General features: G+C 57.2%; 17 protein-coding genes. 10 read left to right on the top strand and 7 right to left on the bottom strand.

Annotation, left to right across the window (positions count from 1 at the left end; genetic code table 11):
- Nucleotides 1-134: 134 nt before the first annotated feature.
- The gene (locus tag CQ011_RS16935; protein WP_105678874.1) at nucleotides 135-2,039 is read left to right on the top strand and encodes an acetate--CoA ligase; all 1,905 of its coding nucleotides are present in this window, start codon (nucleotides 135-137) and stop codon (nucleotides 2,037-2,039) included.
- 81 nt (nucleotides 2,040-2,120) lie between these two features.
- Here CQ011_RS16935 and CQ011_RS16930 read toward each other — a convergent pair whose 3' ends face one another.
- From CQ011_RS16930 to CQ011_RS16920, 3 genes are all read right to left on the bottom strand, one after another.
- Nucleotides 2,121-3,647: an SLC13 family permease gene (locus tag CQ011_RS16930; protein WP_181148177.1), complete on the bottom strand. Its 1,527-nt coding sequence runs from the start codon at nucleotides 3,645-3,647 to the stop codon at nucleotides 2,121-2,123.
- Nucleotides 3,648-3,816: 169 nt separating this feature from the next.
- On the bottom strand, nucleotides 3,817-4,539 hold the full coding sequence (locus CQ011_RS16925; RefSeq protein ID WP_181148176.1) for a response regulator: 723 nt from the start codon (nucleotides 4,537-4,539) through the stop codon (nucleotides 3,817-3,819).
- The gene (locus CQ011_RS16920) at nucleotides 4,536-6,227 is read right to left on the bottom strand and encodes a sensor histidine kinase (protein WP_105678873.1); all 1,692 of its coding nucleotides are present in this window, start codon (nucleotides 6,225-6,227) and stop codon (nucleotides 4,536-4,538) included. Before CQ011_RS16920 ends, CQ011_RS16925 begins: the two co-directional genes overlap by 4 nt.
- 165 nt (nucleotides 6,228-6,392) lie before the next feature.
- Between CQ011_RS16920 and CQ011_RS16915 the strand changes: the two genes are divergently transcribed.
- Nucleotides 6,393-7,694, top strand: coding sequence for a cation:dicarboxylate symporter family transporter (locus tag CQ011_RS16915; RefSeq protein WP_105678872.1), 1,302 nt, complete (start codon nucleotides 6,393-6,395; stop codon nucleotides 7,692-7,694).
- A gap of 91 nt (nucleotides 7,695-7,785) precedes the next feature.
- Here CQ011_RS16915 and CQ011_RS16910 read toward each other — a convergent pair whose 3' ends face one another.
- Together CQ011_RS16910 and CQ011_RS16905 are read right to left on the bottom strand one after the other, a co-directional pair.
- Nucleotides 7,786-8,244 (bottom strand): hypothetical protein, encoded by a 459-nt coding sequence (locus CQ011_RS16910; RefSeq protein WP_105678871.1) that lies wholly within the window; start codon nucleotides 8,242-8,244, stop codon nucleotides 7,786-7,788.
- A 25-nt stretch (nucleotides 8,245-8,269) separates the two neighbouring features.
- Entirely contained in the window at nucleotides 8,270-9,694 is a 1,425-nt protein-coding gene (locus CQ011_RS16905) for an aminotransferase-like domain-containing protein (protein WP_105678870.1), read from the bottom strand.
- Here CQ011_RS16905 and CQ011_RS16900 point away from each other — a divergent pair.
- Entirely contained in the window at nucleotides 9,693-10,640 is a 948-nt protein-coding gene (locus CQ011_RS16900; protein ID WP_105678869.1) for a DMT family transporter, read from the top strand. The genes CQ011_RS16905 and CQ011_RS16900 overlap by 2 nt on opposite strands.
- 8 nt (nucleotides 10,641-10,648) lie before the next feature.
- On the opposite strand, the gene CQ011_RS16895 is transcribed toward CQ011_RS16900, so the two are convergent.
- Nucleotides 10,649-10,999, bottom strand: coding sequence for a VOC family protein (locus CQ011_RS16895; RefSeq protein WP_105678868.1), 351 nt, complete (start codon nucleotides 10,997-10,999; stop codon nucleotides 10,649-10,651).
- A 108-nt stretch (nucleotides 11,000-11,107) separates the two neighbouring features.
- A complete protein-coding gene (locus tag CQ011_RS16890; protein ID WP_105678867.1) occupies nucleotides 11,108-11,683 on the bottom strand; it encodes a TIGR03086 family metal-binding protein in 576 nt (191 codons plus the stop codon).
- Nucleotides 11,684-12,269: 586 nt separating this feature from the next.
- On the opposite strand from CQ011_RS16890, the gene CQ011_RS16885 reads away from it, so the two are divergent.
- From CQ011_RS16885 to der, 7 genes are all read left to right on the top strand, one after another.
- Nucleotides 12,270-13,127, top strand: coding sequence for a ParA family protein (locus CQ011_RS16885; RefSeq protein ID WP_181148180.1), 858 nt, complete (start codon nucleotides 12,270-12,272; stop codon nucleotides 13,125-13,127).
- Entirely contained in the window at nucleotides 13,127-13,999 is an 873-nt protein-coding gene (locus CQ011_RS16880) for a segregation and condensation protein A (protein WP_105678865.1), read from the top strand. Before CQ011_RS16885 ends, CQ011_RS16880 begins: the two co-directional genes overlap by 1 nt.
- On the top strand, nucleotides 13,992-14,582 hold the full coding sequence (scpB, locus tag CQ011_RS16875; RefSeq protein ID WP_105678864.1) for an SMC-Scp complex subunit ScpB: 591 nt from the start codon (nucleotides 13,992-13,994) through the stop codon (nucleotides 14,580-14,582). Before CQ011_RS16880 ends, scpB begins: the two co-directional genes overlap by 8 nt.
- 98 nt (nucleotides 14,583-14,680) lie before the next feature.
- Nucleotides 14,681-15,976 carry a pseudouridine synthase gene (locus CQ011_RS16870; RefSeq protein WP_105678863.1) on the top strand — a complete coding sequence of 432 codons (1,296 nt, stop codon included), beginning with the start codon at nucleotides 14,681-14,683 and terminating at the stop codon, nucleotides 15,974-15,976.
- A gap of 3 nt (nucleotides 15,977-15,979) precedes the next feature.
- Complete coding sequence (locus tag CQ011_RS16865; protein WP_105678862.1) at nucleotides 15,980-17,083, top strand: prephenate dehydrogenase; 1,104 nt, start codon at nucleotides 15,980-15,982, stop codon at nucleotides 17,081-17,083.
- Nucleotides 17,065-17,763, top strand: a complete 699-nt coding sequence (gene cmk, locus CQ011_RS16860) for a (d)CMP kinase (RefSeq protein WP_105678861.1) — start codon at nucleotides 17,065-17,067, stop codon at nucleotides 17,761-17,763. Before CQ011_RS16865 ends, cmk begins: the two co-directional genes overlap by 19 nt.
- A gap of 103 nt (nucleotides 17,764-17,866) precedes the next feature.
- Entirely contained in the window at nucleotides 17,867-19,399 is a 1,533-nt protein-coding gene (gene der / locus CQ011_RS16855; RefSeq protein ID WP_105678860.1) for a ribosome biogenesis GTPase Der, read from the top strand.
- Nucleotides 19,400-19,425 lie beyond the last annotated feature (26 nt).

Genomic DNA, 19,425 nt, shown 5'->3' with positions numbered 1-19,425 from the left:
TAAAGCGTAAATTTTTCGCAATCTTCGCAGAAATGTATACAAATAACTTGCGAACATGTGACTGTCCTCATACGCTAGTAAATGTAGCAACCGTACAGCCGCTGGGTGACGATGCCCGGCCCCAGGAGGGAAACATGGCACAGGAATACCGCCAGGCCTTTAACCAGGCCGCTACCGATCCGGCCGCGTTCTGGCTCACCGCTGCCCATGAGGTGCAGTGGGACAAGACGCCCACCAAGGCGATCGATGATTCGAAGGCGCCACTGTACAACTGGTTCCCGGACGGAAAGCTGAACCTATCGGCCAACGCACTGGACCGACATGTGGCCGCCGGGCGCGGGGATCAAGCCGCTCTCATTTATGATTCGGCGATGCTCAATAGCAAAACCGAGTACAGCTACGGTGAACTTTTGCGCGAAGTAGAAATCTTCGCCGGCGTTTTGCGCGACCGCGGCGTAAAAACCGGCGACCGTGTCCTGATCTACCTACCGATGATTCCGCAGGCAGTCATCTCGATGCTCGCCTGTGCGCGCCTCGGCGCCGTGCACTCGGTTGTTTTTGGTGGTTTCGCTCCGAAAGAGCTGGCCGCTCGTATTACCGACTGCGCGCCGGTAGCCATCGTCACCGCCTCGGGCGGTATCGAACCTTCACGTCATATTGAATACCTGCCGGCCGTCGCCAAGGCATTGGAGCTCGCCGAGAAATCGGTGCGAGATGTCATCGTGAGCCATCGCGACGGGTTTGAACACAGCCCCAGCGAGTACCAGGATGCATCCGAGGTCAATTGGCTAGATTGGGATGAGCTAGCCAAGGTGGCCCAGCCCGCCGCACCTGTGTCACTTGACTCCACCCACCCGCTCTACGTGCTCTACACCTCCGGTACTACCGGTTCACCTAAGGGAGTCGTGCGCGATACCGGTGGTTACACCACGGCGCTGCAGTTCTCCATGAACGCGATTTACGACGTGCACCCTGGTGACGTCATGTTTACCGCTTCGGATGTGGGCTGGGTCGTGGGCCATTCCTACATCGTGTACGCACCATTGATAGCCGGCGCGACCTCCGTACTCTACGAAGGTAAGCCAATTGGTACTCCGGATGCCGGTGTCTTTGGGCGCATCATCGAAGACCATAAGGTCACCACGATGTTTACCGCACCGACTGCTTTACGTGCGGTGCGCAAGGCCGACCCCACAGGCGGCCTCATCGCATCCCATGATCTATCCTCGCTGCGTGCATTATTCGTCGCTGGCGAACGACTAGATCCGGATACCTATCACTTTGCGGTGAACTTGTTGGGCATCCCGGTGGTGGATAACTGGTGGCAGACCGAGACCGGTTGGCCGATTGCCTCCAACCCGCTGGGCCTAGAAGAACTCACCGCTAAAGCCGGAAGTCCGACCACTCCGGTACCAGGTTTTAACGTGGAGATCCGCGATGCCCTTGGAGACTCGGTGGCCACTGGCGAAGAAGGAAATATCGTCATCAAGCTCCCATTGCCACCTGGCGCACTGACCACTTTGTGGGGCAACGACCAACGTTTCATAGACACTTACCTGTCTCAAATTGACGGGTTCTACCTCACCGGTGACTCCGGTTTCCTCGATGAGGACGGCTACCTGTTCGTGATGGGACGTACCGACGACGTCATCAACGTGTCCGGGCACCGCCTGTCAACAGGTGCCATGGAACAGGTACTCGCCAGTCATCCGGCGGTTGCCGAATGCGCCGTCATTGGCATCATTGACGCACTTAAAGGTCAGCGTGCCAGCGGATATGTAGTGCTTAAATCTGGCATCGACACGGACGAAGAAACTCTGAAGAAGGAGATCGTGGCGCTGGTCCGTCAGCACATCGGCCCGGTCGCAGACTTCCGTGAAGTGACGGTGGTAGACGGATTGCCGAAGACTCGTTCGGGCAAGATTCTGCGCAAAACCATGCGACAGATCGCAGACGGCAAGGAGTACACGGTGCCTTCGACCATCGAAGACCCAGCGGTGCTCGATGATCTCGCGCGCTACCTGCGGCCGCAAGCATAACTAGCCACATTAAGATACTTCAGGGCCTGTCCGAACCACAGAAATCGTGGGGGGGACAGGCCCTGATGTTTTGCCAAAACCTTACAGACTGACGTTGAATACCCATGGAATCAACGTATAGATGGCACCTACGACGAGCACCATCGAGATCACATTGAGCCATACTCCGGCACGCACCATCTGCTTGATGGATACCTCACCAGAACCGAAAGCTACAGCATTGGATGGGGTCGCCACAGGCAACATATAAGCCGAGCAGACTGCCAAAGTCATCACGATGATCATTAGTAGAGGATCCACACCGACTCCGACAGCCACCGCGCCCATGATTGGGAAGAACGCGGCTGCGGTTGCAGTATTACTGGTTAGTTCGGTGAGCCCCAAGCCGACGAGCGCAGCAACAAGCAACAGAAGAATTGGCGGAAAATCACCGAGCTGACCAACCTGGTCGCCAATCCACTTTGAAAGCCCAGTGGAGGTGAACATTGCCGATAGCGACAATCCGCCACCGAAGAGCAACAGCAGACCCCAAGGGATATCACGCGCTGATTCCCATTTCAACAGTGTTCCCTGAGATTTGCCGGCTGGAACGAGAAAACAGGCTATCGCCGCTCCCATAGCTACCTGTGTATCGGAGATTTCGCCGAGGAATGGCATCGACTGAGCGATGGCGGGAATCTTGGCGATGAATGGCAAGACAACCCAGCAGAAGATCGCAACGAGGAAGATTAGACCCACACGACGTTCAGAAGTGGACATGGTTCCCAGCTTCGCAAGCTCGGCGCGAATTAGATCCTTGCCGCCGGGGATTTGCTTCAAGCCGGTGCGGAAAACGAGCTTGGTCAACACCAGCCAAGCAACCACCAACATGAATGCCGCGACAGGGACGCCAACCATCATCCACTTGCCGAACTGCATTTCATAGTTCAGCTCCGCATCGAGGTAAGCCGCCATCAAAGCCATCGGTGGCTGGCCGATCAACGTGGCCATAGAACCGATGGTCACGCCATAGGCGATACCAAGCATCATGGAGGCAGAGAACTTCGCATCGACGGCTTTAGGGTCGATATTACGTACCAGCTGCAGAATCGAAACACCGATCGGTACCATGATCACCGCGGTTGCGGTGTTAGATACCCATGCCGAAATGAACGCGGAAGCCAGCATCAGCCCGAAAACGATCTGATCGGGGCGGGTACCAACTGCGCGGATGGTCAGCAGTGCTATACGCCGGTGTAAGTTACTGCGTTCGGTGGCTAGACCTAGGATCACGCCGCCCATCACAAGGAAGACCACTGGGTTTGCATACGGGGCGGCGACGTTGGTCATCGTATCCATCCCGAACAAGGGGAAAAGTACTAACGGGAGCAACGAAGTCACCGGAATTGGAGCTGCCTCGGTGATCCACCAGATTGCCATCCATGCGGCGCACCCAGCTACAGCCTGTCCCTGGAAAGATAAGGACTCGGGTAGAGCCAAGAAAAGGAGAAAACCGATTAGAGGGCCAGCAAGTAGCGAAAGTACTTTGTGGCTCGGTGGGGCGGTTGGCTGCGCCGAGGGATCGATGCGTTCCGCATCGTTCGAGCTGGTTTGTACATCTTGTGACACGGAGGATCCTGATGGCTTTGGGAAATGTTACTTCGCTAACGTAGCCGTGAGAGCTTGCTAACTGAAATACTTATTCCCTGCCGAATAAGACTCTGTGGATATCAATTGAGTCCAGGTGGCAGATCCGAGACTGATCCTCACTCAAGAAATCGTGCAAGGACCTGAGTGGTCAGCGCGAATTGTGTTGGTACTCGAATTCAGGACGACCCCTGGTGCCATGTCGTGGCTGCTTCACCGCGGTCTTCACTAAGGCTAAATGTTCCAGATAGCGCCGCGCAGTAACTCGCGAAAGGCCTAATTCTTCACCCAGCTCGGTTGCCGAAATTGCGCGGGTGGGGCTGGCTTCCAAATGGTTTTGGACTTGTTCGAGGGTTTGGCTGATCAGTCCCTTGGGTAAGGACACCGAAGCGCTGGTGGTGCGCAACGCCGAAAAGGCGGTATCCAGGGCGGCCTGCGAGGTGGAGGATCCGCCCGAGTGCATGGTTGCGATAAATGCGCGGTGGTTTTCAAGTTTTTCGGCGAACACCGCGAAGCTGAATGGCTTGATTAGGTACTGGGTGATGCCGGTGGCCACCGCCGAACGTACCACGGCTAGGTCGCGTACCGCGGTGATGGCAATAATGTCGAGGGTGTATCCGCGCCCACGCATGCGTCGGGCCACATCAATTCCATGCAGGTCTGGCAAGGTCATATCGAGCAAGACTAGGTCAAAGGGGGCGCCAGCCTCGTGGGCGTCGTTGAGTAATTGCAACGCACTGTGCCCATTGGACGCGATAGCACCGGTGCAGAAACCCGGAACCCGGTCCACATAAGTGGCGTGCGCGCGGGCGGTCTCCGGTTCGTCGTCAACCACGAGTACCAAGAACTCACCGCTCGTCTCGGCTGGACTCACTCGCTGTCCTCCTCAGGTGGTACCGGCAGGGTGACGGTAAAAATCGCCCCGGCATCATTGTCTATGGTCATTGTTCCATGAAGCCGGGTTACCGCCTGCTGCACCAGAGCGAGCCCGAGTCCACGTGGCGCGTTGCCCTGTTTGGTGCTCACTCCGAAGCGCAGCAGGTTTTCTAAGAATTCTGGTTCGATACCCGGTCCTGAATCGGCAACGGCGATGTTCACCTCATCGTCCAAGGCGTGAACCTCCACCCAGACAGTCGCTTCCTCGGTACCCACCGAAACGTCCAACGCATTATCGAGGAGGTTTCCCACAATGGTCACGATGTCGCTGGCGTGGAAGGTGTCTGGACGGACCACCCCGGTCGCGCTGATGCTGAGCGTAACGCCACGCTCGTGCGCTTGGGCAGACTTAGCGACCAGCAAGCTCGAAAGGTACACATCGTCGATATTTTTGACGATCGCATCGGTGAGCGCCTGCGAGTTTTGTCGATCATCCACGGCGAAGGCCAAAGCCTTATCTGAGCTACCGTTTTCGATCAGCGTGGCAATGGTATGTAGGCGATTGGCGTGTTCGTGGGTTTGCGCGCGCAACGCGGTGGAGAAGGTTTTCAGCGACTGTACTTCACCGGTGAGCTCTTGCACCTCGGTAAGATCGCGCAGGGTGAGCACCTGCCCGGTAGGCGGTTGCACCCGAAGCCAGCGCAGCGGAAGTCGGTAGCGTCCGGGCAATTGTGTTCCGGTCAGTCGGGCATTGCTTTGTGAGACGGCCAGTACCGAGCTATGACCCAAATGGATCTCGTCGCGGGCCGCTCGTCCACTAGACATCAACTCACGCAGCGTGTCCGGCAAGTTTGCATCCGAAAGTTCGAGACCTTCATGTGGGGTTTGCGGTGGCAGCTTCAGTAGGCGGGCGGCCTCGGAGTTATAGAGCACGATGCGGTGCCTGCGGTCCAGAAGAATCAATCCCTCACGTACCGAGTGCAGCGCCGAGAAATAGAAGGCGTAGAGCCGGCGCAGTCCATGCGGCCCGAAACCCAAGGTAGCGCTTTGGATGTACTTTGAAAATGACCAGGAGGTGAACCCGGCCAGTAGCAGCGCGAAAAGTGAGACCAGCAAAATCTGTGGCAGTTCTTCGCGGTAAAGAACTTGCAGGCTTTCCAGGGTAATGCCGGTGGAGACCATGCCCACCAAGGTTCCGTCTTCCGCGTAGATCGGAGCGATGGTACGCACCGACCTGCCTAGGGTACCGACAGCTTGCTCGGAGAAAACCTCACCGCGTAGGGCCTGTTCAGTGGACCCGGAATAGGTCTTACCCAGTTGTGTCGGGTCGGGGTGGGTCACCCGCAACAGGTCCGGGGTCATGATGGTAATAAAATCGATGGTTTGCGCGTGCGACAAAATGTTCTGGGTGTAGGGCTGCAAGCTCGCGCTGGGGTCAGCTTCTTGGAGAGCGTTTGCCACGAACGGGTCATTGGCCAAGGTAGTGGACACGGTGGCGACGGTTGACTGGCGCACGTCGAGTGCCACCCGGGCCACGTGCTGATAGGAAGCGACGCCAAGCCAGATGACCACCACAATGACCAGCAGCATTTGTGCGGCAAATATCCGGGCGGCAAAGGACCAGCCGTCGCGGGTTAACGGCACCGGCGCGTTGCTTGCGGCTCCATCGTGCAAGTCGCTGGCCATGAACGTGGCTCCTTGATCGAACGTTTAAGATTTGCTGTGTGAACAATATGAACGCAATAGAGAGCTGAATCACTTAGTCGCGCACCATGGAACAAGAACGATCTTACGCGCCAGCCTAACAAAGTGGTTGAGCTGGTCCCTCGGCATATTAAGGCTGGAATCCCCATGGCTGTCACAGAGCAAGTACCGCAGGATCCGACGTCCCAGACGCCGGTCAAGAAAAAGGACCGCACCCACTGGCTCTACATCATGGTGATCGCCGCGGTAGTCCTTGGCGCAGCGGTAGGACTGCTGGCCCCCGAGGTGGGCAAGGCGCTCAAGCCTCTAGGAACCGGTTTCGTCGCACTGATCAAGATGCTCATCGCCCCGGTGATCTTCTGCACCATCGCACTTGGTGTCGGCTCGATCGCTAAGGCTGCCACTGTGGGTAAGGTCGGCGGTCTAGCATTGCTGTACTTCATCACCATGTCCACCTTTGCACTGGCCATCGGCCTGCTGGTAGGAAATATCATCCACCCCGGTGCCGGTCTGAAGCTAGAACCATACGAGTCGGGCTCCGCAGGTGGGGAAAACTCCACCGTTGCATTCCTGCTTGACATGATCCCGGGCGATATTCCGGTACTTCCTACCCTGGTACTTGCACTACTGGTTGGCTTCGCCTTGCAGTCCATGGGCAAGTCCGGTGAGCCGGTGCTCAATGGAATCAGAAATATTCAGGCAGTGGTCTTCCGCCTCATGATGATGATCATGTGGGCCGCTCCAATTGGTGCATTCGGTGCTATTGCCGCAGTGGTTGGTGCTACCGGTTGGGCCGCTATTGGATCGATGGCGATTCTAATGGGTGCTTTCTACGCTACCTGTGCAGTATTTATCGTGGTCATCCTCGGCACGATGCTGCGTCTGGTCACCGGGCTGAACATCTTCGCACTGTTGAAGTACTTGGCCCGCGAATACCTGCTGATCTTCTCCACCAGCTCTTCCGAATCGGCTCTGCCACGCCTGATCGCCAAGATGGAACACGTCGGTGTTTCCAAGCCGGTTGTCGGCATCACCGTACCTACCGGTTACTCCTTCAACCTTGACGGAACCGCGATCTACCTGACCATGGCGGCACTGTTCGTTTCAACCGCGATGGGCATGCCGATGAACCTCGGCGAGCAGATTGGTCTGCTGGTCTTCATGATTATTGCTTCGAAGGGTGCCGCCGGGGTGACCGGTGCCGGACTTGCCACACTGGCAGCCGGACTGCAGTCACACCGACCTGAACTGCTCGATGGTATGGGCGTGATCGTGGGTATCGATAAGTTCATGTCCGAGGCACGCGCACTGACCAACTTCACCGGTAATGCCGTGGCCACCTTGCTGATCGGCAAGTGGACCAAGGAGATTGATATGGAACAGGCCCGTGCAGTGCTGGCTGGCGATCGCCCGTTTGATGAGCTGTCATTGGAGCCAGACGCTCACTAATCTAGACACACTTTAAAAACCAAAAGTCCGCGGTCCCTATTAGGAGGGACCGCGGACTTTTGCGATTTTTGAACTGGCGGTGAAAAGGTCTCTAAGGTGCTTTGCTGAGACGAACCGTTGTGGTGGTCCCAAGGATGCCAGCTTCATAGCTGATCTGTTCATTGTCGAAGGTGAATTCCTTGCTATCGGAAGTTGAAGCTAGCAATGCGGTGTCAGTAGCTTTCTTATCACGCTTTGAAGACCAGATGTAGGGTTCCTGCAAGGTCGTTGGAGCTTCGAAAGTTCCAACCCAGTAAGTCGATTTGGTGTCACCATTGTTGGTCACCCAATCAATGGTGATCACTTCGTCGCGGACCGTGGCAACCTGGTAGGCATCCTCGCTCTGCGAATTCGTCTGCTTCCAGTCGCCAGTAAGGTCCGCTGGTACCGATTGCGCTACTTCGTTGTTACTGGTTGTCTCGCTAGAACTCTCTGCTGTTGAGGCAGTGCCCGCGCACCCCACAAGGAATATCAAGAACGCAAGACTTATGGGCGCGAGTATTTTTCTCATACCCTGAGAGTTCCACGGATGGGTACTACTTTGAAGTAGTCGCGGCGTGGCAGCCCAGTGCCTGACCGAGGACTTGCATGCCTTCGGCGTAAGCCCCGGGATTAGGACCAGAGAAGTTCAGCCGAACAAACGAACCACTGGGTTCTGCGGGGAACCACTCGTTACCAGCGGCGATGATGACGCCGGAGCGTTCACAAAAATTCGAGAGTTCTTCAAGGTTCGTCCCATCGGGCAAACGCAACCAGAGATGCAAACCGCCCTTGGGGATGTTTTCGATCTGAGCCTGTGGGACAAATTCGAGCACGCTACTGACTAACAAGTCGCGCCGAGCTTGGAGCTGCTGGCGTAGCTTGCGCAGATGGGTATTCCAGCCTGGTTGAGTCACAATATCCAGTGCCGCTGCCTGAAGAATTCCACTGACATAGATGGTTTCAGCGCCACGCGCGGCAAGGATGCGGGCTCGGGCCGGCCCACGCGCAATGACCGCTGCAATGCGAATAGCGGGAGAGACACTCTTGGTTAGTGAGCGAATGTAGATGACATGGCCAGCATCATCACGTGCCGCCAAAGGAACTGGGCTGGTGTTGATGCCGAAGTCGTGCGCCCAATCGTCCTCGATCAGGAATGCCCCGTGGTTGCGCACTACCTCTAATATTTGCTCGGCTCGCTGCGCAGACCACTGTGCCCCCGAAGGATTGGCATAGTGCGGTTGCGCATAGAACATCCGCGCACCAGATTCCTTGAATGCTCTGGCCAATACCGCCGGGTCTGGACCGTCGGGACCGCTAGGTACGGGGATGAGACGGACTCCAACGTTCCGGGCGACCAAGATAGCTCCCCAATAGGTGGGAGATTCAATGAGCAACGGTTGGCCGGCGCCCACAAGCGAGCTGAAGATCGAGCTCAGTCCGCTCTGGCTTCCTGGTAGCACGATGACATCGCTAGGAGTCGGAGGATTGACGCCGGTGGGGGTGAACGCTCCGAGCTCGCGGGCGAACCAAGCTTGCAGTTCCGGTAACCCTGCCACGGGCGGTCGGGACAACGCCGTATCTCCGCGCGCAGCCCGAACTAGTGCTGCTTGTACAAGCCGTTCAGGCAATAAATCACGGTCCGGATAGGCCGAGTGGAATGAGATAGCTTCGTTGGAAACTACGCGCATCGTGGCTGAGCTGGGTGGCAACGTTGTGCGAGGTGTACCCAAAGCTGCGCTCTGCCATCCGTAGTCGGCCGGGCGTGCGGTTGTTGTAGATCGGACAAAGGTTCCTACGCCAGGACGGCTTTCCACTAGCCCCTGCATGCTCAGAGCCTGTAAGGCTTTTTGCACGGTGACGGGGCTGGCTTTAAAGTCCGCGACCAATTCCCTGGTGGATGGCAATCGGGTTCCAGGGACGGAACTCAATATTCTTTTTTGGAGCTGCGCCACAATTCGCGAACTGCTATCGTTGTTCATGAAGACCAATGATAGCGCTACTGTAAATTTTCAACCACCGATACTGCGTCCGGTAACTAACGGCCTCTGGTGGGGCTTACTGGGAGTAGCAGCATTCTCATTCACTGTTCCACTCACACGAGTAGCAGTAGGTGGGATGTCCCCATTATTTGTTGGCTCCGGGCGAGCAGTTATTGCAGCACTTTTGGCTGGACTCGCCTTAGCCCTCACACAACAGCGGCTTCCTCATGGCAAACAGTGGCTGCGACTGGCAGCGATTGCTGGCGGAATTGTAGTGGGGTTCCCGTTATTGACATCCTTCGCACTCCAGAGCGTACCGGCCAGTCATGGTGCCGTGGTCATCGCCCTAATGCCTGCAGCTACCGCGACAGTCGCCGTTGTACGTGGACGCGAACATCCATCTAAAGCTTTCTGGATAGCCACCGTGATCGGGGCTCTAGCCGCGATTGGATTTGCCTTCCTTCAAAGCGGAAGTCTTGGATCGCTGAGTTGGAGTGACCTTCTGCTCTTCGGAGCGGTCGTGGCAGCAGCCATTGGATATGCCGAAGGGGGCCTGCTCGCTCGAGAACTCGGCGCCTGGCAGACCGTCTCTTGGGCGCTAGTTCTTGTTTCACCACTGATGGTGGGATTGACCGTGTTCGCTTTATTTCTGCACCCTATTTCTGCCTCTCCTGTTCAATGGGCGTCGTTCGCCTACTTAGGGGTGATCAGCATGTTCTTAGGCTACTTCGCGTGGTATCGAGGGTTAGCAATTGGGCCCATAGCCCAAGTGAGCCAGACCCAATTGGTCCAACCTGTGCTCAGTATCTGTTGGGCAGCTCTGCTGCTAGGGGAGAGCCTGACCTGGACCACAGCATTAGGTGGACTAGCCATAATCCTTTGCGCCGGTTTTGCAGTTCGAGTGAGACTCAACCCCGTACGGACAAGGACGAACGCTAAAAGCTAGGTGCAGGACTACGGCAACGGGGTAATCAAGGATCCTGCCAAAACCACAAGATTCCCGTCGGGGTCCTCCAACTGCAAAATGTGCGCCCCGCCGCCACGCTCGGGCCCATTATGGCTGATACCGAGGCTATGTAGCCGTGCAGCATCCGCGTTGAGATCGGCCACGTCGAGGACCACCGTGGATTTTCCTGCACGTTCGGGATCCGCCCACACTTGCACGCCAAAGCCTTGGCCAAGATGCCACTCCAAAAGCCCGGGCATTGGACGGTGGTCCGGTTCGCGTTCGAACAAGCGCGTGTACCAATCTTCCGCGCGTGCCAGATCTGAGACTGTGCAATTGGCAAGTATTCCCTTGATCAAGGTCCTGTCCTACCGTCCTGGAGAGTTCAACGTTGTTGATCAAGTCGACCACGGAGTTGATGCAGAGGCAAGAGCTCCAGGTGCGACTCGAAGTTGCTCACCGAACACTCATTCGACACAGACCTTGCGGCCGAGAAATGCCGCGAGTCGGTCTAATGCGCGGGACTGTTTGCTGACGGGCTGAGGTTGGGCGAAGCGACCGGTTCGAGACTGGCGTGAGAGTTGGGCTTGCACATAGTCCAGAGAATGTTCCGCCAGCTCATCTAAGTTGGCTAACTGGACACCGGTAGCTTGGGATAGATCCCAGGCATGAGCGAGTAGATCGTACATCCGTATCTCAAGTCGTTCCTGGCCCGTTGCTGATCCCAACGGAGTGTGGAAGCTCTGCTCTAGAACCGCCGGGCGTTCGAAACTTTTCAAGAGAGCGTCAGCTGAAGTGCGAAAGGCCAGACTTGGATCGTGTCCCAGCACCTCGACATCCCGCGATGGTGGCGTCTGTCCGGTAAGTAGCGCAGCGAAAACAAGGTTCATTCCCACCAAGTGAGCTACGAGCTCACGCACGTCCCATTCGGTACACGGTGTCGGAAGCGAGAACTTTTCGGGTGCTAGCTCATCGAGTAGTGCTTGGACCGCGACAAAAGCATCGGATAACTGCTCGATAGTTGTGCTCGGCTCGGTTCTCATAATGTCTCCGTATTATCTATGAGCAGGACGTTTAATTGGGGCCCTAATAAACTACAGATGCGCCGTTTGTTAGGGCGCGAATATGACCCCTACCGGATGGCCGGCGTGAATTTCTTGGATAACAGCCAATGGTTCTGTTCCGGGTTCAACAGAGTTTACTCCCGGCATGAATCGGCGCGTCCAGCCACCCCGCTGACGGTTTCTACCCTGAATACCGCCGGGTCATCAAGAACTGTAGACACCGATTTCCCGTCGAGATGGATGTTGAGAGGCACCGCGTTGCTCATCATAAGGAAAGTCCATCGTGAAGCGGCCGTGGCAAAGCTTCCAAGCTGTCATCTCGTCGAATAATTGGGCTAGGGATGAGCCATAATCGCTGGGAGAATGAACCGAAAAATAACGCCCAGCTCCCTTACAACATTTGAGTTAAGGTTCAAGGTAAAGGCTCGCCGTAGAACTGCCCTATACCCAAGTATTTTTAGGCTGAACCGTTAACCTTAAAGTAAGTACATCGTCCGATCCGAACGGGAAGTGTGGTTCACCCATCGTGAACGAACAGCAGGGAAGCAAGCAGCGCGGCGCAGGAATGCTCAAGGAACCTCATCCGTTGGGCCCCACAGGTAAACCGCTTACTGAGTTCCCGACCCCGCAGCCCCTGCCATCGCACGGGCCAGCGCGCGTGATCGCGATGGTCAACCAGAAGGGTGGCGTGGGTAAAACCACCTCCACCATCAACCTCGCCGCGGCGCTCGCCGAGTACGGTCGCAAGGTGCTACTGGTTGATTTTGACCCACAGGGTGCCTTGTCTGCCGGTTTCGGTATGAACCCGCACGAGCTGGATATGACCGTTTACAACGTGCTCATGGATCGTAAAGTTCAGATCACCGACGCGATCCGAACCACCGACGTCGAAAATATCGATCTATTGCCGGCCAATATTGACTTGTCAGCCGCCGAGGTTCAGCTGGTCAACGAGGTAGCTCGCGAACAGGCACTGGAACGTGCACTGCGCAACGTGATCGACGATTACGACGTGGTACTTATCGACTGCCAGCCATCGCTGGGCTTGCTCACGGTCAACGCGCTAACCGCAGCACATGGCGTGATTATTCCGCTAACCGCGGAGTTCTTCGCGCTGCGAGCTGTGGCGCTACTGATGGAAACCATTGACAAGGTCAAGGACCGACTGAATCAGGTTTTGGAGGTCGACGGCGTGGTAGCCACCATGTATGACGCTCGAACCTTGCACAGCCGCGAAGTGATGTCCCGTCTAGAGGAAGCCTTCGGGGACAAACTTTTCGAAACCGTCATCAAGCGAACCATCAAGTTTGCAGATGCCAACGTAGCGGCAGAACCAATTACTTCCTATGCTGCTAGCCACCCTGGCGCAGAGGCGTACCGCAACCTGGCAAAGGAACTGATCTTCCGCGGTGGCGCCCCGTAATGAGCGCGCAGGCCGCAGAAAAAACCGCCACCGATTCATCCACGGATGAGACGGCTGGCGGTTTTCGCCTTGCACTAGAGAATTTTAACGGCCCCTTCGACGTCTTACTGCACCTGATCACCCAGCGTGAAATGGACATTACCGAGGTGGCACTAGCCGAGGTCACCGATGAGTTCATCGCGTACTTGAAGGCGCTACAAGGTACCGGAGACGGGCTGAAGCTGCTCGACGAGACAACCGAATTTTTGGTTGTTGCCTCCACCTTGCTCGACCTCAAAGCATCGCGACTGCTTCCGCGCGGGGAAATGGCCGATGCCGATGACTTCGAACTGCTTGAAGAGCGAGATCTGCTTTTTGCTCGGCTCTTGCAGTACAAGGCATTCAAACATGCGGCCCAATTTTTGGGCGAGCGATATCACGAGGAATCCTCCCGTCACCCCCGTGAGGTTTCGCTGGAACCGCAGTTCGCAGCACTGCTTCCGGATCTGATATTCAACATTGGGCCGGAGAAGTTTGCGCAGCTTGCGGCTTCGGCCTTGGCGCCCAAACCGGAACCGGTCACCGAGGTGGGGTTGGCGCACTTACACGGAGCAAATGTCACCATTGGCGAGGAAGCGGCAACGATGACCGCCATGCTTGCCGAGCATGGCACCTTGGATTTTGTTGCGTTGATCGCAGATACCCATGAGCAGTTGGTCGTGGTGGTGCGTTTTCTGGCATTGTTGGAGATGTTCAGGCAGAAGGTGATCGTGTTTGCGCAGCAGAGCCCGCTGGGTCGGCTAGAGATTTCTCTGGCAGGCGAGAGCGACTTTGATGTGCACGAAGTTCAGGATCAATACGAGGGGAGCGCAGGTGAGCGGGATCATGAGTGAGATTGCACCCATCGACGAGCTGCCTGGAGGGCTTAAATCGGGTCTCGAAGCGGTGCTGATGGTCGCCGATTCGCCCGTATCTACGGCACGTTTGGCCCAAATCTTCGACCTTCCGATAGCCCGGCTCGCGGCCACTTTGGAAGAACTCGCGACCGAGTATGATGGTAAAGATCGTCCGCGCGGATTTGAACTGCGCCGTGTCGCCTCTGGCTGGCGCTTTTACACGCGGACCGATTACGCCGATTTCGTCTCCAGTTATGTACTCGACGGGCAAACAGCACGCCTTTCACAGGCCGCCCTAGAAACTCTGGCTGTCATCGCTTACCGACAGCCGGTCTCGCGTGGACGTATTTCGGCGATTCGAGGTGTCAACGTCGATTCTGTAGTGCGCACACTACTGACTCGGGGGTTGATCACGGAACACCCGGAGATTGGCGACGGCGGAGCGACGCTGTACCAAACAACCGAGTATTTCTTGGAACGACTGGGATTGAGTGCGTTGGAAGATCTTCCGGCGCTTTCTCCTTATCTTCCCGGGGTAGCCGACCTTGAATCGCTCGATTCGGCAACCTACGACGACTAGGCATCCGCGTATGAAACGGATGTCGACCGGACACCAGATGCGTTCCGCTTTTTAAGCGGTGCGCCCGCGATACTTAACAGACAAAGGAATTACGAACCATGAACAAGGGTTCCTCGGCACCGCGCAACTCGCGTGGCCCCAAGAGCTTCGGCGGCAAATCCGCTGGCAACAAGTCCTACGGCGATAAGCCATACGGCAATCGTTCCGAGGGTGGCAAGTCCTACGGTGACAAGCCTTACGGCAATCGTTCCGAGGGTGGCAAGTCCTACGGCGATAAGCCTTACGGCAACCGTTCCGAGGGTGGTAAGTCCTACGGCGATAAGCCATACGGAAACCGTTCCGAAGGCGGCAAGTCCTACGGTGACAAGCCTTACGGCAACCGCTCTGAGGGTAACAAGCCTTACGGCAACCGCTCCGAGGGTGGCAAGTCCTACGGCAACCGCTCTGAGGGTGGCAAGTCCTTTGGCAACAAGCAGGGCGATCGTTCCGGTCGACCAGGTGCAGGCCGTGACAAGTCCAGCTCTTCGGCATTTGGCAAGAACTCCGAGGCAGCCTTCGGTAAGGAACGTTTCGGTAACTCGGTGCAGTCAAACTATGCCCGACCAACCCAGCGTGCTCGGGCTCAGGCTCGCGTCGAAAACCAGGCAAACCGCACCGACAGCCAGGACGGCGTTCGTCTGCAGAAGGCCATGGCCAACGCCGGAGTCGCATCCCGCCGCGTCTGTGAAGAAATGATCACCGAAGGCCGCGTTGAGGTCAACGGTAAGCTCATCGTCGAACTCGGTGCCCGCGTGGATCCGACCAAGGATTCCATCCACGTCGACGGCATGCGTTTGCAGCTGAACCAGACGAACAAGTACTTCGTTTTTAACAAGCCAAAGCACGTGATGTGCACGATGGATGATCCTGAGGGTCGTCGTACCATCGCTGACTACTTCCGTCACGAGCACGCCCAGTTGCGCCTCTTCCATGTGGGCCGACTGGACTACAAGACCGAGGGTCTGCTGATCCTGACCAACGACGGGGAACTGGCTAACCGCCTGCAGCACCCGAAGTACGAGGTTCCAAAAACTTACCTGGTACAGGTTCCTGGCCCAATTTCGCGTGCCGCAAGCAATGCACTGCGCGAAGGTGTGCGTCTGGAAGACGGCTGGATCAAGGTTGATGACCTGAAGGTCATCGACACCACGCCAAAGTCCGTGATGGTTGAGGTGACCCTGCACTCGGGTCGCAACCGCATCGTGCGTCGTATGTTCGATGCAGTCGGACACCCAGTAGAGCGCCTCGTGCGCGTGGGTATCGGCCCAATCCAGCTCGGCGATCAGAAGCAAGGCGTCATCCGACCTCTGGGTAACCAGGAAGTCGGACACCTGATGTCCATGGTGGGGATGTAACCTATGCCCACTTCTCACCTTGCCGGCCCAGTGCTGGTGATTGGCACCGGACTACTGGGCACCTCGGTGGGTCTGGGGCTGCGCGCTAAGGGCGTAGCGGTATACCTGCAGGACATTTCGCCGACCGCACAAGCTGTGGCTCATGACATCGGCGCCGGTCAACCACTGGATTCCGAGGCGCGAATTGCCCCGGAGCTGGTGGTCATCGGAGCTCCACCTGATGTCACCGCGACATTGGTGGCCGAATCGTTGTTGAAGTACCCCAACTCGACGGTGGTCGACATCGCTAGCGTGAAGGGTTCAATCCTTGACGCGGTAAATGCCGATGCGCGGTTGAGCGACGCGGATCGTGCCCGCTATGTGGGTACGCACCCGATGGCAGGACGTGAGAAATCAGGTCCCGCCGCCGCGCGTGGAGCATTGTTCACCTCGATGCCGTGGGTGATCTGTGCGCATCAGTTAGCGTCCGCCGCGAGCGTGAAAACCGCCGAGGCATTGGCCATCGACCTGGGGGCGACCTTGCATCGCATGGACGTCACCGCTCACGACGAGTCGGTCGCGCTGACCAGCCATTTTCCACAGGCTGCCAGCTCGATGATCGCCTCACGATTGTTAAACGCTCAAGCCCACCAGTTGGGTTTGGCCGGTAACGGGCTGCGTGACATGACGCGCATCGCTGCCAGCGATGAAAAGTTGTGGATCCAGATTTTCTCACATAACGCGAAAGCGTTGATCCCGATCCTTTCGGGTATGAAGGAAGATCTGGACCGGCTGATCAATACGTTGAACAATCCAACGGGCCATGGAGCCTTACTGGATTTGTCGCAATTGATGAGCGAGGGCAATGCCGGGCAGGCTCGAATTCCGGGCAAGCACGGTGCCCCACCGCAGGCTTTCGCACTGGTTACCGTCGTCGTTGATGACAAACCGGGGCAGATCGCGGCACTCGTGACTGATATCGGCGAGGCAGGTATCAACCTCGAAGATATGCGCATGGAGCACTCCGCCGGACACCAGGTAGGACTGGTGGACGTGTCGGTATTGCCCGGACGGCGTGATGAACTGATCAACGTATTGACGAACAACGGATGGAAAGTAGCCCAGTGACGCACTCAGCTAACCCCACGAACCTTGTCATCGCCATTGACGGACCCAGCGGTTCGGGCAAGTCCTCGGTTTCCAAGGCAGTGGCCCGCGCACTAGGCGCAGCCTACCTGGACACCGGAGCAATGTACCGGGCGATCACCTTCTCGGTGCTCGACGCGGGAACTGACCTGTCCGATGCAGCAGCGATAGCTACCGCGGTGCGCGAAGCAAAGCTGGAAATCTCGGTAGATCCGGATCACGAACATGTGGTCATCGGCGATACCGTGGTGACCGACGCGATTCGTGAACCACGCATCTCGGAGCAGGTTTCGGCGGTGGCAACCAATTTGGAAGCCCGTGCCGAACTGGTCCGTCGACAGCGTGAAATCATCGCAGCCAACGCGCGCATTGTCGCCGAGGGCCGCGATATCACCACCGTTGTTGCCCCCGATGCACATGCCCGAATCCTGCTGACTGCTTCCGAAGAGGCGCGCCTGCGCCGCCGCGGAATCCAGCTTGGCGGAACTCAGGACGCTAGCGCGCTTGCATCTCAGGTGCTTGAACGCGATAAGAAAGATTCGACGGTTGTGAACTTTACTCAGGCCGCCGATGGGGTGATTACGGTTGACTCCTCGGACCTGGATTTTGAGCAGACCATCAACGCCGTGCTTGACGCAATCAACACGGCTGCGAAAAAGTAGTACTAACTAAGCCTTAACCGGCGCCCATCCTCGGCGAGAGCCGATGAAGATTCACGTTCCGCCCGCCACCTTGGGCAGGACCTATCGCCTTGAAGGGAATATCATGAGCGACCAAAACAACTCCCACGATGGGGAATACACCCCCCTCGTAGACGACGATATCGCCGAGCGCCTAGCCGAACTGAGCGAGGAAGACGCGGAAATCCGCACTCGCGCACTGCTCTCCGGACTCGATGACTACGATCTGGACGCCGAAGACGCCGCGCTGCTCTCCGGTCTGGACGATGACTCCGAGGACGATGCAGACGTCATCATCCCACCGGTGCTGGCCATCATCGGCCGCCCCAACGTGGGCAAATCAACGCTGGTCAACCGCATCCTTGGTCGCCGCGAAGCCGTAGTGGAAGACGTTCCGGGTGTCACCCGTGACCGCGTTTCCTACTCGGCCGAGTGGCTCGGCCGCCCATTCACCGTGGTGGACACCGGTGGTTGGGAGCATGACGCGAAGGGCATCCACGCCTCGGTTGCCGAGCAGGCTGAAATCGCTGCAGACGTAGCCGATGCAATCCTCTTCGTAGTCGACTCACACGTTGGCGCTACCGCGACCGACGAGGCCGTAGTGAAGATGCTGCGCAAGAAGCGCAAGCCAGTCTTCCTAGTCGCCAACAAGGTCGATGATTTTAACCAAGAAGCCGAAGCAGCCTCGCTGTGGGGTCTGGGTTTTGGTCAGCCTTGGCCAGTTTCCGCACTACACGGCCGCGGCACTGCGGACTTGTTGGACGCGGTCATGGAAAAGCTTCCCGCACACTCGGCCTTCGGTGGAATGATTCCTTCCGGTGGTCCGCGCCGTATCGCGCTGATTGGCCGACCAAACGTCGGCAAGAGCTCGCTGCTGAACAAGCTTGCAGGTTCCGAACGTGTGGTTGTTGACGACTATGCCGGTACCACCCGCGACCCGGTCGATGAGCTTCTAGAACTCGGTGGCGAGGTCTGGCGCTTCGTGGATACCGCAGGTATCCGCCGCCGTCAGCACATGGCTCAAGGCTCGGATTACTACGCATCGCTACGAACCCAGACCGCCTTGGAAAAGGCCGAAGTCGCCGTAGTGCTGTTGGCCGCGAATGAGACCGTCTCCGAGCAGGACGTACGCATCATCCAGCTGACCATCGAAGCCGGCCGCGCGCTGGTACTCGTGTTCAATAAGTGGGATGAAGTTGACGAAGATCGCCGTTACGTCCTGGAACAGGAAATTGACCGGGATCTGGCCCACATCGAGTGGGCACCGCGTGTGAACATGTCGGCATTGACCGGCTGGCACAAGGACAAGATCGTTGCCGCCCTACACACCTCGCTGGATTCGTGGGATAAGCGCATTCCAACTGGCAAGCTCAACGCGTTCCTTGGCGAGCTCGTCGCGGCGCACCCTCACCCGGTACGCGGTGGTAAGCAGCCACGCATCCTATTCGGCACTCAGGCATCTTCGCGTCCGCCGAAGTTTGTGCTCTTCACCTCCGGATTCTTGGATCCAGGCTACCGCCGTTTCATCGCGCGACGCCTACGTGAAACCTTCGGTTTTGAGGGTACTCCGATCGAGGTTTCCATGCGTATTCGTGAGCGTCGTAGCCGAAACCGGTAACGGTTCGAATATTATGCCTCTCTTGA

The sequence above is a fragment of the Arthrobacter sp. MYb213 genome (assembly GCF_002979915.1).
Taxonomy (GTDB): domain Bacteria; phylum Actinomycetota; class Actinomycetes; order Actinomycetales; family Micrococcaceae; genus Glutamicibacter.
Note: the sequence above shows the minus strand (reverse complement) of the source record. Positions and strands in the feature narration are given on the sequence as shown.